The sequence below is a fragment of the Curtobacterium sp. NPDC086286 genome, from assembly GCF_044746255.1.
Lineage (GTDB): Bacteria > Actinomycetota > Actinomycetes > Actinomycetales > Microbacteriaceae > Curtobacterium.
On the sequence record NZ_JBIVBW010000006.1, the window covers coordinates 225,112 to 245,246 of the forward strand.

General features: G+C 72.9%; 22 protein-coding genes and 1 tRNA gene. 7 read left to right on the forward strand and 16 right to left on the reverse strand.

Going from position 1 to position 20,135, the window contains the following annotated elements; translation table 11 throughout:
* Positions 1-83 precede the first annotated feature (83 nt).
* Positions 84-461 carry a holo-ACP synthase gene (locus ACIPKM_RS12810; protein ID WP_071301988.1) on the reverse strand — a complete coding sequence of 126 codons (378 nt, stop codon included), beginning with the start codon at positions 459-461 and terminating at the stop codon, positions 84-86.
* Between the two features lie 103 nt (positions 462-564).
* On the opposite strand from ACIPKM_RS12810, the gene ACIPKM_RS12815 reads away from it, so the two are divergent.
* The 3 genes from ACIPKM_RS12815 (at position 565) to ACIPKM_RS12825 (ending at position 3,843) form a co-directional block, all read left to right on the forward strand.
* A complete protein-coding gene (locus tag ACIPKM_RS12815; protein ID WP_071294844.1) occupies positions 565-1,617 on the forward strand; it encodes a hypothetical protein in 1,053 nt (350 codons plus the stop codon).
* On the forward strand, positions 1,614-3,188 hold the full coding sequence (locus ACIPKM_RS12820) for a phenylacetate--CoA ligase family protein (RefSeq protein WP_402736849.1): 1,575 nt from the start codon (positions 1,614-1,616) through the stop codon (positions 3,186-3,188). The genes ACIPKM_RS12815 and ACIPKM_RS12820 overlap by 4 nt, the downstream gene beginning before the upstream one ends.
* Positions 3,189-3,249: 61 nt before the next feature.
* Positions 3,250-3,843 carry a hypothetical protein gene (locus ACIPKM_RS12825; RefSeq protein ID WP_402736850.1) on the forward strand — a complete coding sequence of 198 codons (594 nt, stop codon included), beginning with the start codon at positions 3,250-3,252 and terminating at the stop codon, positions 3,841-3,843.
* Positions 3,844-3,897: 54 nt separating this feature from the next.
* Here ACIPKM_RS12825 and ACIPKM_RS12830 read toward each other — a convergent pair whose 3' ends face one another.
* From ACIPKM_RS12830 to ACIPKM_RS12850, 5 genes are all read right to left on the reverse strand, one after another.
* Positions 3,898-4,458 carry a hypothetical protein gene (locus tag ACIPKM_RS12830; RefSeq protein ID WP_336697030.1) on the reverse strand — a complete coding sequence of 187 codons (561 nt, stop codon included), beginning with the start codon at positions 4,456-4,458 and terminating at the stop codon, positions 3,898-3,900.
* The gene (locus ACIPKM_RS12835) at positions 4,455-5,435 is read right to left on the reverse strand and encodes an aldo/keto reductase (protein ID WP_402736851.1); all 981 of its coding nucleotides are present in this window, start codon (positions 5,433-5,435) and stop codon (positions 4,455-4,457) included. The genes ACIPKM_RS12830 and ACIPKM_RS12835 overlap by 4 nt, the downstream gene beginning before the upstream one ends.
* A 35-nt stretch (positions 5,436-5,470) precedes the next feature.
* Positions 5,471-5,998 carry a hypothetical protein gene (locus ACIPKM_RS12840; RefSeq protein WP_071301907.1) on the reverse strand — a complete coding sequence of 176 codons (528 nt, stop codon included), beginning with the start codon at positions 5,996-5,998 and terminating at the stop codon, positions 5,471-5,473.
* 224 nt (positions 5,999-6,222) lie between these two features.
* The gene (locus ACIPKM_RS12845; RefSeq protein WP_071294849.1) at positions 6,223-7,089 is read right to left on the reverse strand and encodes a hypothetical protein; all 867 of its coding nucleotides are present in this window, start codon (positions 7,087-7,089) and stop codon (positions 6,223-6,225) included.
* On the reverse strand, positions 7,089-7,733 hold the full coding sequence (locus ACIPKM_RS12850) for a SatD family protein (RefSeq protein WP_071294850.1): 645 nt from the start codon (positions 7,731-7,733) through the stop codon (positions 7,089-7,091). Before ACIPKM_RS12850 ends, ACIPKM_RS12845 begins: the two co-directional genes overlap by 1 nt.
* Positions 7,734-7,818: 85 nt before the next feature.
* On the opposite strand from ACIPKM_RS12850, the gene ACIPKM_RS12855 reads away from it, so the two are divergent.
* A tRNA-Val gene (locus ACIPKM_RS12855) sits at positions 7,819-7,891 on the forward strand.
* On the opposite strand, the gene ACIPKM_RS12860 is transcribed toward ACIPKM_RS12855, so the two are convergent.
* The 5 genes from ACIPKM_RS12860 to ACIPKM_RS12880 form a co-directional block, all read right to left on the reverse strand.
* The gene (locus ACIPKM_RS12860; protein WP_402736897.1) at positions 7,851-9,125 is read right to left on the reverse strand and encodes a HipA domain-containing protein; all 1,275 of its coding nucleotides are present in this window, start codon (positions 9,123-9,125) and stop codon (positions 7,851-7,853) included. The two genes, ACIPKM_RS12855 and ACIPKM_RS12860, sit on opposite strands and share 41 nt — an antisense overlap.
* Positions 9,122-9,766: a helix-turn-helix transcriptional regulator gene (locus ACIPKM_RS12865; protein WP_071294852.1), complete on the reverse strand. Its 645-nt coding sequence runs from the start codon at positions 9,764-9,766 to the stop codon at positions 9,122-9,124. Before ACIPKM_RS12865 ends, ACIPKM_RS12860 begins: the two co-directional genes overlap by 4 nt.
* A 159-nt stretch (positions 9,767-9,925) precedes the next feature.
* Positions 9,926-10,969, reverse strand: coding sequence for an L-glyceraldehyde 3-phosphate reductase (gene mgrA / locus ACIPKM_RS12870; protein ID WP_071294883.1), 1,044 nt, complete (start codon positions 10,967-10,969; stop codon positions 9,926-9,928).
* Positions 10,970-11,004: 35 nt separating this feature from the next.
* Positions 11,005-12,312 carry a glutathionylspermidine synthase family protein gene (locus tag ACIPKM_RS12875; RefSeq protein ID WP_402736852.1) on the reverse strand — a complete coding sequence of 436 codons (1,308 nt, stop codon included), beginning with the start codon at positions 12,310-12,312 and terminating at the stop codon, positions 11,005-11,007.
* Positions 12,312-12,683, reverse strand: coding sequence for a tRNA-dihydrouridine synthase (locus tag ACIPKM_RS12880; RefSeq protein WP_254789616.1), 372 nt, complete (start codon positions 12,681-12,683; stop codon positions 12,312-12,314). The genes ACIPKM_RS12875 and ACIPKM_RS12880 overlap by 1 nt, the downstream gene beginning before the upstream one ends.
* Positions 12,684-12,795: 112 nt before the next feature.
* Here ACIPKM_RS12880 and ACIPKM_RS12885 point away from each other — a divergent pair, with 112 nt between their 5' ends.
* The gene (locus tag ACIPKM_RS12885) at positions 12,796-13,212 is read left to right on the forward strand and encodes a YkvA family protein (protein WP_402736853.1); all 417 of its coding nucleotides are present in this window, start codon (positions 12,796-12,798) and stop codon (positions 13,210-13,212) included.
* A 284-nt stretch (positions 13,213-13,496) separates the two neighbouring features.
* Here the strand turns inward: ACIPKM_RS12885 and ACIPKM_RS12890 are convergent, their stop codons facing one another.
* Positions 13,497-15,893: an ATP-binding cassette domain-containing protein gene (locus tag ACIPKM_RS12890; RefSeq protein WP_402736854.1), complete on the reverse strand. Its 2,397-nt coding sequence runs from the start codon at positions 15,891-15,893 to the stop codon at positions 13,497-13,499.
* A gap of 128 nt (positions 15,894-16,021) precedes the next feature.
* Positions 16,022-16,699, reverse strand: coding sequence for a hypothetical protein (locus ACIPKM_RS12895; RefSeq protein WP_402736855.1), 678 nt, complete (start codon positions 16,697-16,699; stop codon positions 16,022-16,024).
* Positions 16,700-16,808: 109 nt separating this feature from the next.
* On the opposite strand from ACIPKM_RS12895, the gene ACIPKM_RS12900 reads away from it, so the two are divergent.
* A complete protein-coding gene (locus ACIPKM_RS12900; RefSeq protein ID WP_070418740.1) occupies positions 16,809-17,228 on the forward strand; it encodes a VOC family protein in 420 nt (139 codons plus the stop codon).
* On the opposite strand, the gene ACIPKM_RS12905 is transcribed toward ACIPKM_RS12900, so the two are convergent.
* On the reverse strand, positions 17,209-18,156 hold the full coding sequence (locus ACIPKM_RS12905) for a methyltransferase family protein (RefSeq protein WP_402736856.1): 948 nt from the start codon (positions 18,154-18,156) through the stop codon (positions 17,209-17,211). The two genes, ACIPKM_RS12900 and ACIPKM_RS12905, sit on opposite strands and share 20 nt — an antisense overlap.
* 152 nt (positions 18,157-18,308) lie before the next feature.
* Here ACIPKM_RS12905 and ACIPKM_RS12910 point away from each other — a divergent pair, with 152 nt between their 5' ends.
* Positions 18,309-18,968 (forward strand): DapH/DapD/GlmU-related protein, encoded by a 660-nt coding sequence (locus ACIPKM_RS12910; RefSeq protein WP_336697014.1) that lies wholly within the window; start codon positions 18,309-18,311, stop codon positions 18,966-18,968.
* Here ACIPKM_RS12910 and ACIPKM_RS12915 read toward each other — a convergent pair.
* Positions 18,952-19,089, reverse strand: coding sequence for a hypothetical protein (locus ACIPKM_RS12915; RefSeq protein ID WP_156794898.1), 138 nt, complete (start codon positions 19,087-19,089; stop codon positions 18,952-18,954). The genes ACIPKM_RS12910 and ACIPKM_RS12915 overlap by 17 nt on opposite strands.
* An 88-nt stretch (positions 19,090-19,177) precedes the next feature.
* Complete coding sequence (locus ACIPKM_RS12920; protein WP_092387513.1) at positions 19,178-20,077, reverse strand: SDR family oxidoreductase; 900 nt, start codon at positions 20,075-20,077, stop codon at positions 19,178-19,180.
* Positions 20,078-20,135: the final 58 nt, after the last annotated feature.

The window sequence follows — 20,135 nt, forward strand, 5'->3', positions numbered from 1 at the left end:
GAAAGCCGCCGTGCGGGTGCGTGAAACCGCACGCGCCGCGCCGGACCTGAGTGCCTTGACAGGGAGCGACCCAGGGGGCTGCGTCAGCGCTCGGAGAGGGCGACGGCGGTGGCGATCGCCAGTCCCCGTTCGTGGGACAACGAGACCGCGATCGACGTGCAGCCGACCGCCTCGGCGAGCTCCGCCGCACGACCGGTCAGCTCGACGACGGGGGCGCCGACGGTGTCGAGCACGACGGCGACGTCGGTCAGCGGGACGGCGTCCGAACGCTCCGGCCGGAGCAGTTTCAGCACGGCCTCCTTGCCGGCGAAGCGGGCGGCGAGGCGCTCCGGGTCGTCCCCGGCGTCGGCGCGCTCCTGCCGGGTGAAGACCCGGGCGAGGTAGCGCTCGCCGTGCGCGGTGATCCCGGCGATCACGTCCTCGACCGCGGCGAGGTCGGTGCCGGTCCGGATCGTGGCCATGGGCCGAGCGTACGCGGCCTCGGGGAGCACTGCATGCCCCGGACGGCATGGGCGTCACCGGGCGTTCGTATGATCGACCGCAGAGACCACCGAGGGGGAACCGATGGCATCACCGTGGACGGGCATCATCGAGGACGCGCGGCACTACCCGTCGCCGCACAACTCGCAACCGATCGTCGTGCGCGTCGAGGACGACCGCACCGCGACCGTGTTCTACGACCTGCGCAGGGGGTTGCCGGCCGAGTCGTTCGGCATCCCGTTCGGCCACGTCTGCGCCGGGGTGTTCCTGGCCGGGCTCGACGTGGTCGCCCGGGCGCACGGGTTCACCGTGCAGGAACGGCTGGACCACGCCGAGATGGACTTCGGGCGGCTGGACGCCGGCGTCGGTTCCGGCGCGGCCGACGACCACCTGCACCGACTGGGCACGGTCGCGTTGCGTCCGCGCGCCGCCACGGCGGACGACCGGGAGGCGCTGGCCCGTTTCCTCGAACGGCGCACCTCGCGCAGGCCCTACGACGCGACCCTGGTGGACGAGTCCGCGATCCGGGCTGCGGCCGCCATCGCGTCGGCGGCCGGTCACCGCTTCCGCACCACCGCCGACCGGGCCACCGTCGACGAGATCGTCCGGGTCAACCAGGAGACCCTGTTCGACGACCTGCAGCACGACGCCGTGCACGACGAGATCCTGCACTGGCTGCGGTTCTCGAAGCGGCAGGCGGCGGAGTCCGGTGACGGGCTGTCGGCGGAGACGATGCTCATGCCCGGACCGGTGCTGCGGTTCGCGATGGAGCACCGCGGGCTCTGGGAGGCACCCGGCGTCGGCGGGGTCTTCAAGCGCGTGTACCTGTCGACGATGCGCGGCGTCCGGCAGCTCGGGTGGCTCGAGGGACCGTTCTCGTCGCCGGCGGACTACGTCGAGGCGGGACGCACCTTCATGCGGATCTGGCTCGAGCTCACGGCACGGGGCGTCGCCCTGCACCCGTTCGGCACCGTGATCACGAACCCGCGGTCGCACGCGGCGTTCGTCGAGCGCGCCGGCGTCGACGAGTCCGACGGTCGGATGGCCTGGATGCTCTTCCGCTTCGGCCACAGCGCACCGCCACCGCTGGCGCACCGCCGACCCGCGGCGGCGATGACGATCGGGGGTGCCCGGTGAAGCGCGCGGCGGTGTTCTCGGTGGTCTGGGTCGTCGAGACGGTCGTGGCGCTGTTCATGCCGCGCGTCGGCACGCACAAGCTCCTGCTCACGCCGGGCATCGAGCCGCTCCGCTGGACCCTCGGACGCTGGCGTGCGTGGCGGACGGCCGAGCGGGCTGCGAAGCGGGTGCCCGCGTACGGGGCGTTCCTGGCGGAGGCGGGGCGTGCCTCCCGTCTGGACACACGCGGCGGCATCGCCGCAGCGATCTCGGGGCTGCCCGAGATGGACAAGGAGTCGTACGTCAAGCGGTGGAGCATTCCCGAGCGCTGCGTCGACGGTCGGCTGCCCCGGCGCGGGGTCGTCGTCGACGAGTCGAGCGGGTCGAGCGGCACGCCGACGAGCTGGGTGCGCGGCCCCGACGAACGGCAGGCGACCCGCCAACTGCTGCAGCTCGGGTTCTCGCGGACCGCGAAGGACCTGCCGAAGCAGCCGTTCGTGCTCAACGCGTTCTCGCTCGGCGCCTGGGCCACCGGCATGAACGTGACGGCGTCGCTCACCGAGTCGTCGATGATCAAGTCGATCGGGCCGGACCGCGACAAGATCGTGCAGACGATGCGCGAGTTCGGCACCGACTTCACGTACATCATCTGCAGCTACCCGCCGTTCCTGAAGGCACTGTTCGAGGACGACCGGCTCGACTGGAGCGAGTACACGATCGTCGCGGCGTTCGGCGGCGAGGGCATCAGCGAGAACATGCGCGCCCACATCGAGCAGTACGCGCAGGCCGTGCTCGGGTCGTACGGGGCGAGCGACCTCGAGATCAACCTCGGCATCGAGACGCCGTTCAGCGTGCAGCTGCGTCGGGCGATCGCGGCGTCGCCGGAGCTCTCCGCCGCACTGACGAAGCAGGCCGAGTACGGCGTGCTGCCGATGGTGTTCCAGTTCAACCCGTTCGGCTACCTCATCGAGACGAACGAGCTCGGGGAGCTCGTCGTCACGATCACCCGGTCCGAGAACATCAGCCCCCGCATCCGGTACAACATCCACGACCGCGGGCACGTCGTGCGGATGCGCTCGCTGCGTCGGACCCTGCGCGAGCACGGGTTCGACGAGCTCGCCGACGCCGCCGAGCTCGACCTGCCGCTGCTGTTCCACTACGGGCGGTCCGACCTGTCCGTCGACTACAACGGGGCGGTCGTCGCGCCGGACGTCGTGCGCGACGTGGTCTACGGCGACCCGGCGCTGCTCGAGGCCGTCGAGAACCACCGGCTGATCAGCTACGAGGACGACCGGGGCGACCGGCAGCTGCACATCGCGTTCCAGCTCGCGTCCGGCGCATCGGGGTTCGACGCCGACGGTGCTCGAGGCGCGGTGGTCGCCGAGCTGCGGCGGTTGAACAAGGACTTCTCGAACGCGATCCGGACGGCGCCGCCGGGCACGCTGCCGACCGTGGCGTTCTACCCGTACCGCACCGGACCCTTCCGCGAGGACGGCCGCAAGCTCAAGAACGAGTACGTGTGGCAGCTGCCGGCCGGCTCGGTGGACGAGTGGGACCTCGACCTGGCGTGGACCGCCCCGAAGGAGGCCTGACGCGCCGCGGGACCGTCGGGCGTGGCTGAAGCGGCTGCGGGACGGCCGCTTCGTCGACCCGGTGCCGCTCCGTGTGGCGAGCCTCGTCGCGGTGGCGGTCGGGACCGCAGCGTGTGTCGCGTTCCACACCGAACCGACGATCAGCGCGATCGCGGCCTCCGTCATCATCACGGGCGTGGTGGTGGTCGTGCCGAACCTGTGGTTCCCGTACGCCGACCGCGCGACGGCGCGACGGGTGCACGAGGTCGGTGGGCTGCCGATCCGGCTCTGGCTGCCGGTGCGGCGTTGGGCATCCGGACAGCGCGCCGTCGGGGTGCCGGCATCGCTGCCGGTGGTGTGGACCGTCGATGACGCGGGCCTGCACGGGTGGGCACCCGAGGAACCGGAGCCGGTGTCGACCGTGCGGTGGTCGGACGTGACGTCGATCGACGTGGGCGAGCACCGGCCGCCGTGGTACCCGACGTTCACGATGTCGTGCCTCCGCCTCGAGACCGTCCACGGGCCGGTCCGACTGCGTGCCCGGTACGGCCTCGGGAGCGTCGGCGGCGGCTCGGACCGGCACGACCGCGAGCTGGTTCGCGCGCTCCGGGCCGTGCACCCTCCGGAGCCGCGACCGGTCCCGCGGGGGAGCGCGCTCGGGCTACCGGGCGACTGAGGGCGCGGGGCGGCGTCGCCTGACGCGGCGTCGCCGGGCGTGTCGCGGTGCGGGTCAGCGGTACTGCGGCGGCCAGTCGAAGGGCGGCGGCAGGTGCGGGACCTCGCCGATCGTCGTGACGTCGAGCACGACCTCGCGGCGGTTCGTCAGCGCGATGGAGCGCGGGTCGCCGATGAACCTGCGGCCGTCGACCCACACCGTCAGCTCGCCACGGAGCCCGCCGACGTGCGCGGGGCCGAGGGAGACGCCCCACTCGTCGAAGAACTGCCCGAGCGTGAAGGTCTGCCGGGTGGGGGACTCGACGTGCAGGATGCCCGAGGTGTCGTGCGTGTGCAGCTGCGCGGCGAACCGTCGGGTGTCCGAGTGCCCGACGTTCGCCGGCACCGTCACGGGGACGTCGCCGTCGAGGATCGTCAGGTGGGTGTGCACGTGCTCGGCGAGTCGCTCGCCCCAGACGTTGCGCAGTCCGGCGTCGTCCGCGTGCTCGGCGAGGGCCGTCGGCGCGGGCCACGGGGGAGCGGACCGCGAGGTGCCGTCCGCCGGTGCCGTCCCGCCCGCGATGAGCGCCAGGACCGTGAGGGCCGCGAGCGCCGCGCCGACGGCCGCCGGCTTCACCACCGGTCGTGCACGGCGGCGCGGAACCACTCGTCGTACAGCTCGCGGACGGTCTCGTCGAGGCCCGGCACCTCGGGCAGCGCGCCCGCACCGGCGTTCGACCGGGCCTGCTCCGGGTTGCGTGCGCCGGGGATCGCCGCGGTCACGCCGTCCTGGGCGATGATCCACGCGAGCGCCGCCTGCGGGACCGAGACACCATCGGGCAGCGATGCCGCGAAGGCCTGGGCGGCGCGCACCCCGTCCTCGAAGTCGACGCCGCTGAAGGTCTCGCCCTGGTCGAACGCCTCGCCGTGGCGGTTGTAGTTGCGGTGGTCGCCCTCGGCGAAGGACGTGTCCGCCGTGTACTTGCCGGACAGCAACCCCGATGCCAGCGGGACGCGCGCGAGGATGCCGACCCGCGCCTCCTGGGCCGCCGGCAGCACGCGGTCGAGCGGCTTCAGACGGAACGCGTTGAGGATGATCTGGACGGTGGCGACGCCGGGGCGGGCGATCGCGGTGAGCGCCTGGTCGGCGGTCTCGACGCTGACGCCGTAGGCGGCGACCGAGCCGTCGGCGACGAGCGCGTCGAGGGCGTCGTACACGGCGTCGTCGGCGACGACCTCGGTCGGCGGGCAGTGCAGCTGGACGAGGTCGAGTGTGTCCTGCCGCAGGTTCCGGCGCGAGCGGTCGACCCACTCGCGGAAGTTCGCGGCGACGTAGTTGGACGGGACCTGGTCGGCGCGACGGCCCATCTTCGTCGTGATCGTCAGCGGGACGTCGGGGTTGACCGCCCGCCACGCGCCGATCAACTGTTCGCTCCGGCCGTCGCCGTAGACGTCGGCGGTGTCGAACAGCGTGACGCCGGACTCGACGGACGCGTCCATCACGGCGTTCGCGTCGGCGTCGGAGACCGGGCCCCAGTCACCGCCGAACTGCCAGGTGCCGAGGCCGACGACGGACACGGGGCGGCCGGTACGGCCGAGGGTGCGACTCTGCATGACGGCGAGCGTACCCAGGACGGTGCCGGGCGGGATCAGGTGGGGGTGGCGACGCCGCGGCCGAGCAGTCGTTTGGCGGCCCGGGCGCGGGGGATCACCCAGAGTGCGCTCCACAGGCCGAGGCCGATCCAGAGCAGGATCAGCATCGTCGTGATGACCGGACCGTGCTGGTCCCGCATCGACCACGTCATCAGGATCCAGATCGTCGAGAGCACGATCTTGCCCCAGCCGGCGACCTCGCGCTCGGCCTGGGCCTGCACGAGGGGGATCCACTCGGCGGCCGGCACGGTCGGGGGCACCTCGCCGTCGAGCACCCAGTTGCGGACGACGACGCTCCGGTCGTACCCGCCCTCGGCGCGCCAGGAGCGGAGCTGCAGGACGACGGCGATCGCGATGCCCACCGCTGCCGCCGGGACGCCGAGGCCGACGAGGAGCGCCGGGGTCGGTTCCGTCCACGACGACGCCACGAGGACGACGAGCACGACGGCGAAGGCGGCACCGGTCGCACCGGCACCGAGCAGCCGCAGGCGGCCGGCCTCGTCGAGGACTCCGACTCCGTTCACGGGGATGACGCTACCCGGCGACGACCGGGATCTCCCGGGGCGGCCGCTGTGCATCGACCCGTGGCGTCGGCGGGGCGCTGGCGGCGGTGCGCTGGCGGCGTCGAACCACGGATCCGACATCGAACCGGGACCCGGCGGTTGTTCGATGTCGGATTCGTGGTTCGACGGGGGAGCGCGGTGCCCGGGGACGCGGGTCACGGGTCGCGCGGGACGCGGCGCGAGCCTCAGCCCTGTGCGAGCAACCAGCACATGCCGGCCGCGGCGAACGCCATCGCCCAGCTCACCAGGCTGCCGATGAGGAAGTACTCGGCCTGGTACCCGGTCGTCTCGCGGCGGATCTCCGGGAAGCGGACGATGCCCTTGGCCGCGATCAGCGCCGCGACGACGGGGAACGCCCCGACCAGCGAGAACCCGGCGAGCAGCAGGCGCTCGATCGGGCCGATCATGCGGCCGCCCTGCAGCAGGACCGTGCCCGCGCCGGTGTCGTCGTCGCCTGCAGGCTCGGCGTCGCGGGCATCCCGTCGGGGTCGTCGTGCGAACAGCCGTCGCCCCCGGCCGTCCTCGACCGTACGCCCGACGGTGTCGGGGGAGAGCCCCGGCGGGAGGGCCTGGGCGACGACGACGTTGGCCGAGTCGACCAGGAACAGCGCTGCTCCGACGCCGCCGACGATCGCGGCGAGCGGGACGGCGGCGACGAACGCCGGCGCGGAACCGCGCTGCCACTCGACGACGAACCCCGAGGGATCGACGGACGGGACCGTCAGCAGCAGCACGGCGAGCGCGACCGCGAGCAGGACCGACGGCCACGAGCCCGAACGGCGCCACCAGACCCGTGGCGGCGTGGTCGACGGCCGGGCGTCGGTCGGCCGCACCGGCGTCGTCGTGGCGATCCACAGGGCGGCGAGCACGATCGCGGTGGCCACCGCCCCGACGGGGAGGCCGAGGCCCGGCACGGCGACGACGGCCATCCCGATCCACAGCAGCAGGACCACGATCACGGTCAGGACGCGGCGTGGTGCGGCGTCGGTGCCGGTCCGGGTGCGCACGACGTCGGCCGTCCCGATCAGGGCGAGGAGGACCCCGGCGAGCATCAGCGGCCCCCGTCCCCGAGGACCCGCAGGCCCTCGACCAGTGCGGCGACGCCCGACTTCTGCACGGACTGGGAGACCGCCGACGGGGTGATGCCCTCCTCAGCAGCGATCTGCGCCTGGGTCCGGCCCTGGACCAGCCCGAGGGCGATCCGCCGTGCACGCGGGGTCAGGCGCGCGACGACGTGGTCGCGGCTCAGGAAGTAGGCGTTCACGAGTCGCTCCGTCGGTCCGTGGCGGTCCTCGGCGTCGTGGTACCAGGCCCGGAGGAACGCGGTCCGGCCGTCCTCGCGCCGGTGGGTCTCGTTGATGGCGTCGCGTGCGGACCACCACCCGGGGCCGTCCTGCAGGGGACCGACCGCACCCGCGCCGATCGTCTGCACCGTGCCGCGCCCGATCCCGAACCGGATCTGCACGGTCGGCGGCAGTGCGAGGATCGCGGCCGTGGTCGCGACGAGTGCGTCGGTCAGCGTGGCGTAGATCACCTGGAACTCATCGCCGACGGTGGCGCGCAGCGGATCGACCGCCTCGACCGCTGGGGTACCGTCGAAGGCGCGCTCGACGTCGCGCTGGGCCGCTGCGCGGTCGTCGAGGGTGCGGGAGTCGACGAGGTCGACGATCACCGCGATCACGGGGTCGGAGTGCACGTGTTAAGGATACGACTTCACATCGCCGAAAGTAAGCCTGTGGCTGAACATCGGGCGGGTGTCCGACGCCGTAGACTCGACGTGAGGGCCTTTAGCTCAGCTGGTAGAGCGCCACGTTTACACCGTGGATGTCGTCGGTTCGATCCCGGCAGGGCCCACCGTTCCCGGCGTGGTGCGCGTCGCGCGCGGACCCGCGATCTTCGCCGTCTGCTCGGCGACGAGTCCGCGCATCCGAGTGGCCTGGTCGTCGTCGAGGTCGTTCCAAGCGGTGTCGATCCGGTCGGCGACGTCGTCGTACACCCGTTGCACCTCGACGCGGGCGCGGTCGACGTCCAGGCCGGACTGATCGGCGAGCTTCGACCAGTGGTCGAGTGTCAGCTCCTGCGTGTACTGCGCGCCACCGATGCGCATCGCGAGCTGCTCGTCGTACCCGGGCCAGAGGCGCGTGGGCAGGGCGTCGTAGAGCGGCGCGAGTTCCACCCCCGCCGGTCGGAGCAGGACCGAGTAGTTCTTCGCGTGCGCGTCAGCGTTGCCGATCGCTGCGTTGAACGCGGCCTGCCGGAGGAAGTCGTGCGCGGCCGTGCCCGACGCATCGTGCTGCAGCAGGAGCTGGAGGATCGGCTTCGCTCCGATGCGGTACTTGTCGGCACCGGACCTGCCGAGTGCCTGTGCGAGGTCCTCCATGTGGAGTCGCGCGGCGAAGCCGGACGGTTGCGGTGCCCGGTCGAAGCGCTCAACGAGGTACGCCTGCTCGCCGACCACGTCGAGCACGTCGGCTCGCGGGGCGACGATGCCGATGTCCGCTGCCAGGCGCTCGGCCGCGACCTCTGCATGCTCGGCTCCCCGGTTGGCGGAGAACGCCGGCTTGATGATGTGCGTCGACGGGACCGACGCGTTCGGCCAGAACCAGGTACCGGCGACGTTCGCGAGCGCGAACTTCGGCTGCGTACCGGCGAGAGAGAACCGGGCCGGGTCGCTCCGCTCCCACCAGCGATCCGGATCGTCGTGCAGGCTGCTGATCCGGAACGCGATCGCGTCGTCGTCGGCCAGCAGCAGCGCGGTGGCCGCCGGCTGCGGCAACTCCGGTGCGGGGAGGAGCACCAGCCCGCCGGCGACGTCGCCGCCGACCTCTTCGAGGAGGTCGAACGTGCTCGTCGAGCGGGCTCCGGTGACGCGACGCATCCAGTCGCGGGCTTCGGGCCGATCGGGCAGGAGGTTGTCGAGGAACCGGCCCGGTGCCCGGTCGGAGATCTTGCCGTCCCGGGGCAGGGACAGCGACACGGGTGTGTCCGGGGCGGCATCGTCGTAGTGGAGCGTGATCCGGCCGCTCCCGTCGACGGCGAACTCGCCGACGTACTGCCCTTCGAGCCAGGCGTGGAGCACCCGGTTCACGCGGAGTCCCGGACAGCTCCGGTGGGCAACGCCAGGGGGTGCACGTCGAGCGCGTTCACGACCCGGAGGACGGTGAGCATGGTGTCGACCTGCCGCCCGGTCTCGACGGCGGCGACGTCACCGGGTGTCGTGCCGGCACGGTCGGCCAGTTGTGCGCGGCTGAGGCCGTGGATCGCCCGTTCGTCGGCGACGACCCGCGCCAGGCGCTCGGGCGAGTTGAGGTACCGCCGCTGTGGTCGGGCGAGACGGTCGGCGACGACGTCGTCCTGGTGTTCCAGTGCCGCCCGGACCAGGAGTTCTCCGAGCGTGAAGCCCGTCGGGACTTCCGCTTCGCGGAACCACGCCCGGATGAGCGCTGCCGGTCGGTCGGAGGCGCGGAGCCGGCCGAGGTACGCGGCGATGCGTCGGCGGTCGGACCCGGTCACCTCACGGACGGTCTGGTCGCTCAGTGCACGGAGGAACAGGCGCCGCGTGCGCTCGCTCATCGGTCGGGTGCCGACGGCCGGCGTCGTGGCGACGCCATCGTCGAGGATCCAGGCACGTCCGACCCGTCGTGCCGGGAGACGGCCCTGCTGCGCGAGCGCGCGAGCGCGGCGCGGCGAGATGCCGTGCTGCGCCGCGTACTCGGAGATGGTGGTCACGGGTGCGAATCTACGCCGTGCGGAACAGGAAGTGCAATCGATGACGCATGCCGATCCCGGCAGGGCCCACCGCAGTGCGGACGCGACCGCCTGCGGGACGGGAGGCGCGGCGCGGCCCCGCACCGCGCCTCCCGTCCGCCACCTGGTGACGGTTCCCGCTCAGGAGACCTGACCGGCGCGCGCGCGGGCCCACAGGTCGACGTCCGCGATCCCGACGGAGTGCTCGTCGATGGTGCGGAGCTCCTCGTCGGTGAAGGACGTGTTCGCCAGGGCGGCGACGTTGTCCTCGACCTGGGACACGCGCGAGGCGCCGATGACGAGCGACGTGACCCGCTCGTCGCGGAGCGCCCAGGCCAGCGCGAGCTGCGCGAGGGACTGGCCACGTGCGGCGGCGACGTCGTTCAGGGCACGGAGGTGGGCGACCACCTCCGGTGTGATGCTCGACGCGTCGAGGGACTTGCCGGCGGCGGCGCGGGAGTCCTCCGGGACGCCGTCGAGGTACTTGCCGGTCAGGAGCCCCTGCGCGAGCGCGGTGAAGCCGATGACGCCGAAGCCGAGTTCGCTCGCGGCGTCGAGCAGCCCCTCGGTCTCGATCCAGCGGTTCAGCATCGAGTACGAGGGCTGGTGGATGAGCAGGGGCGTGCCGAGGTCGCGCAGGATCGCGGCGGCCTGGCGGCTGCGCTCGGCGTCGTACGACGAGATGCCGACGTAGAGCGCCTTGCCCTGCTGGACCGCGGTGTGCAGGGCGCCCATCGTCTCCTCGAGCGGGGTGGACGCGTCGAGGCGGTGCGAGTAGAAGACGTCCACGTAGTCGAGGCCCGTGCGCTGCAGCGACTGGTCGAGGGAGGCGAGGACGTACTTGCGGGAGCCGCCGCCCTGGCCGTAGGGACCGGGCCACATGTCCCAGCCGGCCTTCGTCGACACGATCATCTCGTCGCGGTACGGCCGGAAGTCCTCACGCATGAGGCGCCCGAAGTTGACCTCGGCGGCGCCGTAGGGCGGGCCGTAGTTGTTCGCGAGGTCGTGGTGGGTGATGCCGAGGTCGAAGGCGCGGCGGCTCACGGCGCGCTGCGTCTCGAAGGCGACGTCGTCGCCGAAGTTGTGCCAGTAGCCGAGCGAGAGCAGCGGCAGGTCGAGGCCGGAGTTCCCGGTACGGCGGTAGGGCATCGTGTCGTAGCGGTCGCTGCTGGCGGTGTAGGTCATGCCGTCCATCGTGGCAGGACGCGCGGCCCCGTCGTTCAGGACGCGGTGATCACGTTCGGCGCGAAGCGGCACCAGTAGTCGGTGATGGGGCCGTCGGACTCGCGGATGCCGACGCCGAACGACTCGCCGTCCACCACCCAGGAGCCGAGGACCGGGTGGTTGTGGCCGCGTGACCCGGGGAAGTCCGGCAGCTCGTGGTACTGCTGCCAGACCCGTTCGCCGCCGGTGCCGGCGCGGCGGTACTCCGAGCCGTTCGTCGTCACCGAGCCGTCCGCGCGGTGCACGGCGATGCCGTCGCCCTCACGCCCGAACACCGGCTTCACGACGAAGTCCGTCATGCCGTTCGGGCCGTCGGCGAACGCCGGCAGCAGGTTCTCGTGGCCCGGGAACAGCCGCCAGAGCGCGACCAGCAGCAGCTTGTTCGACAGGAACATCTTCCACGCGGGCTCGTACCACCGGCCGAGGCGGCCGCGGTCGCTGACGAGGAACGCGCCGAACTCCTGGTCGCCCTCGGCGCGGTCGTCCCCGGAGACGAGGTCCTCCCACGGGTAGAGCTTGAACAGGTTCCGGATGACCGGGTACTGCGTGCCGTCCTCGTCGCCGGGCAGCGTGAAGACGCTCCGCGACGAGCCGACGGGCTCGGCGCTGCCCACGAACTGCCGGGCGACCGCGTGCCACCCGATGTCCTTCATCTCGATGCCGGTGTGCTCCCACCCGGCCTCGCCGGCGAGGTCCCGCATGTACGCGACGGTGTTCCAGTCCTCGCCGGCGGTGTCGAGGTCGGAGTGGGCGACGAAGAGCCGGCCGCCCTCCTCGGCGCGGAGCGATGCGTGGAGCAGGGTGCGCCAGCGGGCGACCATCGCCTCGTGGATGCCGTTCCACTGGTCGGTGTCGGCGGGCAGCGTCCCGTCGGCGATGCGGTCCTGCAGCCAGTGCCACTGCGTGACCGAGGCCTCGATGAGACCGGTGGGGGTGTCGCCGTTGTACTCGAGCATCTTCGCGGGGGAGTCGTCGCCCGCGTACGCCAGGTCGAAGCGGGCGTACACGTCCGGTTCGCCCTGCTCGAGCGACCACGCGGCGAGGTCGAAGCCCTCGCGGGTGAGCCCGAGGGTGCCGAGTTCGCCGGACGCGAGGTACCGGGCTGCCTCGAGGCACATGCGGTGCAGCTCCTCGGTCTGCCGTTCGAGCGCCTCGACCTCGGGCAGCGTGAACACGTACGCCGCGCCGTCGTTCCAGTACTCGACCGCGGTGCCGTCCTCGCGCACCGACCGTGAGTAGATGAGGCCGGTCTGCTGGATCCGTCGCTGCCAGTCCGGGCGCTCGGTGAACTCGACGCGCTCCATCAGCCGCCGAACCCGCCGTGCTCGCCGGACCCGCCGAAGCCGCCCTTCGTCACCGAGCTGCCGCGGGACGAGATGCCCGACTCCGCGGTCTTGCCCGACGGGAGGCTGGCGGTGCCGCCCGACACGGCGTCGCCGACGGCGGGGACCTTCGTCGCGCGGCTGCCGCTGAGCGGGAGGTAGTACCAGCCGGCGTGCCCGCCGTGGTTGTTGCAGTCGTCGTCCGGCAGGCGCTTCTGCGTCGAGTTGTCGCGGCAGATCTTCGCGTAGTCGCTGTCGACCCCGGACCCCTCCCCGCAGCCGGTCAACGACGCGGCGAGGGCTGCGACGACCCCGATCGAGACGACACGGGACGCACGACGACGAACACTCACGAACGGGAACAGTACCGGGGCGGGCGGCGCCGTTCTGGCTCGACACCGCCTTCGCAGCGCGACCTGTCCGTTCGCTCAGCTCCCGCGACACCGTGTCCGCCATGCTCGGGGCATGGAGTGGTGGTCGGTCGTCATCGCGATCGTGGGCGGGTTCGTCATCGTGTGGGGCGTCGTGGTGATCGCCCTGGTGGTCGCCGCAGGTCGATCTGGTGACGGCCTCCGGCTGGTCGAGGCGCTCCGGCTCGTCCCCGACGTCGTGCGGCTGGTCCGGCGGCTCGTCGCCGACCCGACGGTGCCGCGGGGTGTGCGCATCGCCCTCGTCGCACTCCTCGGGTACCTGCTGCTGCCGATCGACCTCGTGCCGGACTTCGTGCCGGTGATCGGGTACCTCGACGACGCGGTCGTCGTCGCGCTCGTGCTCCGGTTCGTCACGCGGCGGGCGGGCGCGGCGGCGGTGGACCGGCACTGGCCGGGTACGCCCGAGGGGTTGCGTGCCGTGCGCGCCGCGGTGGGGCTGTCGGGGTCGTGACCGTCCCCGCGACGGAGAGCGGTCGGCCAGTCCGGCCGGCCATCGCGAGCCGCGGATCAGACGGTCCGGCGCGTCGCGACCGCGGCCCCCACGACCGCGGTCGCGGACGACCGGACTCCCCACACACCGCTCAGCATGCTCCGGTCGCCCCGCGGGTGCATCCTCCGGAGGGATGAAAAGCTGATGGCCACTCAGCGAGCGCTGCGGCCCTCGACCCGCACCGGGTCGGACTGGAGGCACGGTTCGGGCCCGCACCGTGCCTCCAGGCCGTCACCCGCTCGCGTTCACCGCCCCAGTTGCGCGCGCAGGTAGGGCGCGGTCCGACTCGTGGCGGACGCCGCGACCGCGGCCGGCGTACCGGCGGCGACCACCTGCCCGCCCGCGTCCCCGCCGGCGGGACCCATGTCGATGACGTGGTCGGCCGCCGCGACGACGTCCATGCTGTGCTCGACGACCACGACGGTGTTGCCGGCGTCCGTGAGCCGCGACAGCTGCTCGGACAGCAGCTCGACGTCGGCCGGGTGGAGGCCGGTGGTCGGCTCGTCGAGCAGGTAGAGCGTGTGGCCGGACCGGGCGCGCTGCAGTTCGGTGGCGAGCTTGATGCGCTGCGCTTCGCCGCCCGAGAGCTCCGGGGCGGGCTGGCCGAGTCGGAGGTAGCCGAGACCGACCTGGCGCAGCGTCTCGAGCCCGCGCGCCGCGGCCGGGAGGCCGGCGAGGAACGGCGCCGCCTCGTCGACGGTCATGCCGAGCACGTCGGCGATGCTCGCGCCGTCCCACCGGACCTCGAGCGTCTCGGCGTTGTACCGGGCACCGTGGCACTCCGGGCACGGCGCCCAGCTGCCGGGCAGGAAGAGCAGCTCGACGGAGACGGACCCCTCGCCCTGGCACACCTCGCACCGGCCGCCCGCGACGTTGAACGAGAACCGTCCGGCGCCCCAGCCGCGCTCCCGTGCGGCATCGGTGGCGGCGAAGGCCTGGCGGACGGCGTCGAACAGGCCCGTGTAGGTGGCGAGGTTCGACCGGGGCGTGCGGCCGATCGGCTTCTGGTCGACCTGGACGACCCGGGTCACGAGCGGGTGCGAGGCGCCCTCGGTGGCCAGGACGCCACCGACGAGCGAGGACTTCCCCGAGCCGCTCACCCCCGTGACCGCGGTGAGGACCCCGAGCGGGACGTCGACGTCGAGACCGTGCAGGTTGTGCAGCGTCACGTCGCGGAGCGCCAGGGTGGCGACCGGCTCCCGCGGTGTGCGGACGGCAGGTGGGCCGGCCGGGTGGAGGAACCGCCGCGTCACCGACCCCTCGACGTGCTGGAGGCCGTCGACGGGACCGCTGTACAGGACGGTGCCGCCACCGGAGCCTGCGCCCGGCCCGACGTCGACGATCCAGTCGGCGCGGCGGACGATGCTCATGTCGTGCTCGACCACGAAGACGCTGTTGCCGCCGGCGCGAAGGTCGTCGAGCACCTGCACGAGGGACTCGGCATCGGCGGGGTGCAGACCGGCGCTCGGCTCGTCGAGGACGTACACGACACCGAACAACCCGGAGCGGAGCTGCGTCGCGATCCGGAGCCGCTGCGTCTCACCGGGGGAGAGCGTCGGCGTCGACCGGTCGAGCGCGAGGTACCCGAGCCCGAGGCCGAGGAGGACGTCGAGGCGCGTGACGAGGTCACCCGCGATCGCGACGGCCACCTCGGTGTGCTCGCCCGAGGACGCACGGGACGTCGCCGCCGAGGCGTCCGTGATCGCGGCGATCGGCCGGAGCACGTCGGCGAGCGCCGTGATCGGCAGCGCGTTGAGGTCGGCGATGCTGTGCCCGCCGACCGTGACGGCGAGGGCCGCCCGGGTGAGCCCGGTGCCGCCGCACAGGCCGCACGGTCCGGACTCGACGTACTGCAGGGCCTTGGTGCGCTGGGTCTCGCTCTGGGAGTCCGCGAGGGTGTGCAGCACGAACTGCCGGGCGCTCCAGAACCGACCGCGGTAGGGCTTGGCGACCCGGTCGCGCTTCGGGTGCACCTCGACCACCGGCTGCTCCTCGGTGAAGAGCAGCCAGTCGCGGTCGGCGCGGGGGAGATCCCGCCACGGCCGGTCGATGTCGTAGCCGAGCACCGCCGTCACGTCGCGGAGGTTCTTGCCCTGCCAGGCGCCGGGCCACGCGGTGATCGCGCCGTCGCGGATGCTGAGCGAGTCGTCGTGGACCGCGGACGCCTCGGTGACCTCGTGCGCGGTGCCGAGTCCGTGGCAGCGGGGGCAGGCCCCGGCGGCGGTGTTCGGCGAGAACGAGTCGGACTCGAGCCGGTCGGCTCCCGGCGGGTAGGTGCCGGCGCGGGAGAACAGCATGCGCATCGAGTTCGACAGGGTCGTCAGCGTGCCCACGGTGGAGCGGGCACTCGGGGCACCGCGGCGCTGCTGCAGGGCGACGGCCGGGGGGAGTCCCGTGATCGACTCCACGTGCGGGGTGGACCCCTGCGCGATGAGCCGCCGAGCGTACGGGGCGACGGACTCGAGGAACCGGCGCTGCGCCTCGGCGAACACGGTGCCGAACGCGAGGCTCGACTTGCCGGAGCCGGAGACGCCGGTGAAGGCGACGATGCGGTCGCGGGGGATGTCGACGTCCACGTCCTGCAGGTTGTGCTCGCGGGCGCCGCGGACGCGGATGAACTCGTCGGGGCGGGGGTCGGGCATCCTCACGATGCTAGGCCGAGGCGGCTGGGTGCTCGGGTGCTCGGGCGCTGGTGGTGCGCGGGGAGCGTCCGGTGCTGGTGGTGCGCGGCGAGCGTCCGGTGCTGGTGGTGGGCGGGCACCGCCGGACGTCATCCCGACCGGCGTCGGTCCGCCGCCGCCAGTGCCCGGCGCATCCGCTCCGCGTCGCCGGCCGCCCACCCGCCGGAACTCGCCAGCGGCAACTCCGTCATGTGCCGACGCAGGTGCTCCGGGTAGTCCCGCACGACCCGGTCGGGGTCGTCCCGCACCGTGGCGTACAGCGCGGGGCCGTCCGCGTAGAACAGGTCGGCGACGACCAGCCGGCCGTCCGAGCCGCGCATCACGTTCGCCGGGTTGTCGTCGAGCGGACCCCACCACGGCTGCTCCCGGGCACCACGCGCGTGCACGGCGTCGATGTGCTCGGCGAGCGCCGCCACGTCCGGCTCCCGTGCACGGATCGACCGGTGGAAGGCCGCCCCCTCGGCCGCGGACACCGGCGCGAGGTACTCCATCACCGTGAGGTCGGACCCGCCCTCGAGCACGCGGTGGTCGACCAGCACGGGGACCTGACGGGTGTGCGCCGCCACACGGTAGAGCATCGCCGAGTACGGCCCGGCGGGGTCGAACGGGCTGACCCGCGCCGCGAGCCGACCGGAAGGGGAACGGAACGCGCACGCCCAGTCCCCGGTGCCGCACGGCGTCCACCCGAGGCCCTCGAGTGTCCGGACCACCTCGGTCCACGGCATCTCGGCGCTGAGGTGCTCGTCGTACGCGTCGTCGCTGTCCACCGCCCCATCCTGCACGACCCGCCCACGGGCTTCCGCACGCGCCGACGGTCTGGGACGATCGACGCGACACGGACGACGGCGCCCGTGCACCATCCGCGAGGAGTCCACCATGACCGTCCGACTCAACCCGTACATCGGCCTCCGCGACCAGGCCCGTGACGCGCTCGACTTCTACCACGGCGTCTTCGGCGGCGAACTCACCGTCAACACCTTCGGCGAGGCCGGGATGGCACAGGACCCCGCCGACGCCGACAAGGTCATGCACGGCCAGCTCGAGGGCGAGAACGGCCTGCTGCTCATGGCCTCCGACGCACCGACCGGCATGGAGGGCCCCGACGTCAGCAACATCTCGGTGTCCCTGAGCGGTGACGACGAAGCAGCCCTCACGCGCTACTGGAACGGGCTCGCCGACGGGGCGAAGACGATCATCGAACCCCTCACGAAGGCCCCGTGGGGCGACACGTTCGGCATGGTCACCGACCGCTTCGGCGTGACCTGGCTCGTCAACATCAGCGGCGCGGCGGGCTGATCGCGTCCGCCGGGGCGCTCGCCGGGATCGGCCACCGGGGGACCCAGCACCGGACGCGTGCGGCGTAGCGCCGGAAGTCGTCGCCGAACCGGTGGTCGAGGTCGGCCTCCTCGAGCGGGCGGACGACGCAGTTCCAGACGATCGACCCGGCGAGCGCGTACACGACGACCATCCACGAGGTGAGCAGGAGCCCGACGGCGACGCCCTGGGCGATGCCGGCGAGCGCCATCGGGTTGCGCACCGAGCGGTACGGACCGGCGATCACGAGCCGGTTCGGCATCGCGGACGGCAGCGGGGTCCCGGCGCCCTGCGTCGACATCGCCGCGGCGGACGCGATGCCGAGCGCACTCGCGGCGACGAGTGCGACGGCTCCGGTGACGACAGCGGTGGTCACGACGCCGTCGGGCAGCGTCGGGTGGAGCCGCCAGCGGTGCTCGGCGGCGGCGATGACGAGCGGCAGCACCCCGAGGAAGAGCCCCCAGAAGACGGTGATCTGCAGGACGGTGCCGAGGACGTGGCGGCGGCGACCCGCGTCGGGGGCGGCGGTCCGGAACCGCAGCGGGCCGGTCGTCAGCCACTCGGTCGGGACCCGGCCGAGCACGACGAGCGCCAGGGCGAGGGCTGACCCGACGGTCGCGCCGATCATCACGAGCACACCGGCACCGGCCTCGGTCGTCGCGGTGGCCCAGACGGCCAGGGCGGCCATGACCAGCGCGGTCCACCCGGTCGTGACCACCGCGGCGGCGCGACTGCCGGCCGCCGCGAGCGCCGATGCCACGACGAAGAGCGGGACGTCGAACACCGCGACGACGACGGGGTCGAGCGAGCCGAGGGTCGCCGACCGGACCCCGGGGAGGGTGCACACCGCGATCCACCAGAGGGCCCCCGCGACCGACTGGACCGCGAAGTACCGTCGGCCCCAGGACATGCGAGCACGGTAGCAGTGCGGGATCCCGGCAGCGGACACCGCAAGAATCGCGCAACGCCCCGGTCCCCGCGTTGTCGACCGTGCTCGAGCCGACCTACCGTTCCGGCTGTGTGCGAGGACGCACACGTCCCCCTGCGAGACCTGGAGGCGGCATGTCCGCACGCACCGCATCTCCGTCCACGTTCGGCTCACGGCTGCGCGACGACGTCGTCCACGCCCGCGAGTACACGCTGTTCACGCTGCTGCTCGGTTCGCCGTTCCTGCCACGTGCGGTGCGCCGGTTGATCGCGTCCGCCGCGGGCGCCGACCTCGCGTCGAGCCCCGGTCCGCTGTTCTCACTGACGGGGGATCCGAAGAACCTCGTGGTCGGCCGGGGCGTGTACTTCAACCGGAACGTCACGGTCGAGGCCGTCGCGCCGGTCCGGATCGGCGACCACACCGCGATCGGGATGCAGGTGCTCGTGATGACGAGCCACCACGAGATCGGCGACGACGGGGCGTGGAGCGAGACCGCCTCGGGCCGATCGGTCGACATCGGCGAGCGGGTCTGGATCGGTGGGCGTGCCGTCGTGCTGCCCGGGACGGTCATCGAGGACGACGTGGTGGTGGCGGCCGGGGCGGTCGTCCGGGGGCGGCTCACGTCCCACGGGGTCTACGCCGGGGTGCCGGCGCGGCGGATCCGTGAACTCGGCGTCCCGGGCGCCGCCCCCGCGCCTGCGGGCGCCGCGACGGCGACGCCCGCGGTCCCGGCCGCTGCCGGACCGCCCGCGGTCCCGGCCGCTGCCGCGACGGCGGTCAGTCCTGCCGGTTGATCTGGCCCAGCCAGCGCCCGAACGACGGCTTGCGCTCGTCGTGCAGGACGGAGACCGTCGTCGCCGGCGTGCAGCTCCGCTGGACGTCGACGGCCGTGCTCTCGTGGAGGTCGTGGCTCATGGTGTGCTCCTTCGCGTTCGGTGGTGGATGAGACACCCGGGACGCCCGTTCCATTCCCGGGTGCGTGCAGCCCGTGGGCCGCGCCGGGTCAGGGCGTCACCATGCCGCCGTTCACGTTGAGGGTCTCCCCGGCGACGTAGCTCGACTCGTGCGAGGCGAGGAACACGTAGGCGGGCGCGAGTTCGGCCGGCTGCGCGGCGCGGCCCATCGGCGACTCGCTCGACCCGAACTCGGGCAGCGACTCCGGGTCGACGCCGCCGCTCGGCTGCAGGACGGTCCAGGTGGGTCCGGGAGCCACGATGTTCACCCGGATCCCACGCTCGACGAGTGCCTGCGACAGCCCCTTCGAGAGGTTGTTGATCGCGCCCTTCGACGCCGCGTAGTCGAGCCGGTCCGGAGCGGGCTTGTACGCCTCCATCGACGCCGTCGTGGTGATCGTCGACCCCGGCTGCAGGTGGGGGAGCGCAGCGCGGACCAGGCGGAACAACCCGAACACGTTGACGTCGAACGTCGCCTCGAACTGCTCGTCGGTGAGGTCCTCGACCTCGGGCTGCCAGCGCTGCTTGCCGGCCACGCTCACGAGCGCGTCGAGGCCGCCGAGTCCCGCGACGGCCTGCTCCACCAGCGTGGTCGCGTACGACCGGTCGCGCAGGTCACCGGGTACCGCGACGGCCGTCCGGCCCGCGGCGCGGATCTGCTCGATGACGTGGTCCGCGTCGGACTGCTCCTCCGGGAGGTACGCGAGCGCGACGTCCGCACCCTCGCGTGCGAACGCGATGGCGACGGCGCCACCGATACCGGAGTCCGCGCCGGTGATCAGCGCCTTCCGACCGGCGAGCCGGCCGGTTCCCCGGTAGGTCTCCTCACCGAGGTCCGGTACCGGCCGCATGCGGCTCTGGAGGCCCGGCTCGGCTTGCGTCTGCGGCTCCGGCTGGACGTCGGGGTAGCGGGTGCGCGGGTCGGCTGGCTCGTACTGGTCGCGGGGCATGGTGCGGGTCCTCTCATCGGTTCCCTCCCACAGAACCGGACGGCATCTGGACCGCCGC

Bases quoted from the DNA above. Each gene is read 5' to 3' on its own strand.
- ACIPKM_RS12915 (WP_156794898.1), bottom strand. From the start codon at position 19,089: ATGAGCCACGACCTCCACGAGAGCACGGCCGTCGACGTCCAGCGGAGC.
- mgrA (WP_071294883.1), bottom strand. From the start codon at position 10,969: ATGACCTACACCGCCAGCAGCGACCGCTACGACACGATGCCCTACCGC.
- ACIPKM_RS12920 (WP_092387513.1), bottom strand. From the start codon at position 20,077: ATGCCCCGCGACCAGTACGAGCCAGCCGACCCGCGCACCCGCTACCCC.
- ACIPKM_RS12845 (WP_071294849.1), bottom strand. From the start codon at position 7,089: ATGCTCGCCGGGGTCCTCCTCGCCCTGATCGGGACGGCCGACGTCGTG.
- ACIPKM_RS12875 (WP_402736852.1), bottom strand. From the start codon at position 12,312: ATGGAGCGCGTCGAGTTCACCGAGCGCCCGGACTGGCAGCGACGGATC.
- ACIPKM_RS12905 (WP_402736856.1), bottom strand. From the start codon at position 18,156: ATGTCCTGGGGCCGACGGTACTTCGCGGTCCAGTCGGTCGCGGGGGCC.
- ACIPKM_RS12835 (WP_402736851.1), bottom strand. From the start codon at position 5,435: ATGCAGAGTCGCACCCTCGGCCGTACCGGCCGCCCCGTGTCCGTCGTC.
- ACIPKM_RS12810 (WP_071301988.1), bottom strand. From the start codon at position 461: ATGGCCACGATCCGGACCGGCACCGACCTCGCCGCGGTCGAGGACGTG.
- ACIPKM_RS12890 (WP_402736854.1), bottom strand. From the start codon at position 15,893: ATGCCCGACCCCCGCCCCGACGAGTTCATCCGCGTCCGCGGCGCCCGC.
- ACIPKM_RS12910 (WP_336697014.1), top strand. From the start codon at position 18,309: ATGTCCGCACGCACCGCATCTCCGTCCACGTTCGGCTCACGGCTGCGC.
- ACIPKM_RS12885 (WP_402736853.1), top strand. From the start codon at position 12,796: ATGGAGTGGTGGTCGGTCGTCATCGCGATCGTGGGCGGGTTCGTCATC.
- ACIPKM_RS12815 (WP_071294844.1), top strand. From the start codon at position 565: ATGGCATCACCGTGGACGGGCATCATCGAGGACGCGCGGCACTACCCG.
- ACIPKM_RS12900 (WP_070418740.1), top strand. From the start codon at position 16,809: ATGACCGTCCGACTCAACCCGTACATCGGCCTCCGCGACCAGGCCCGT.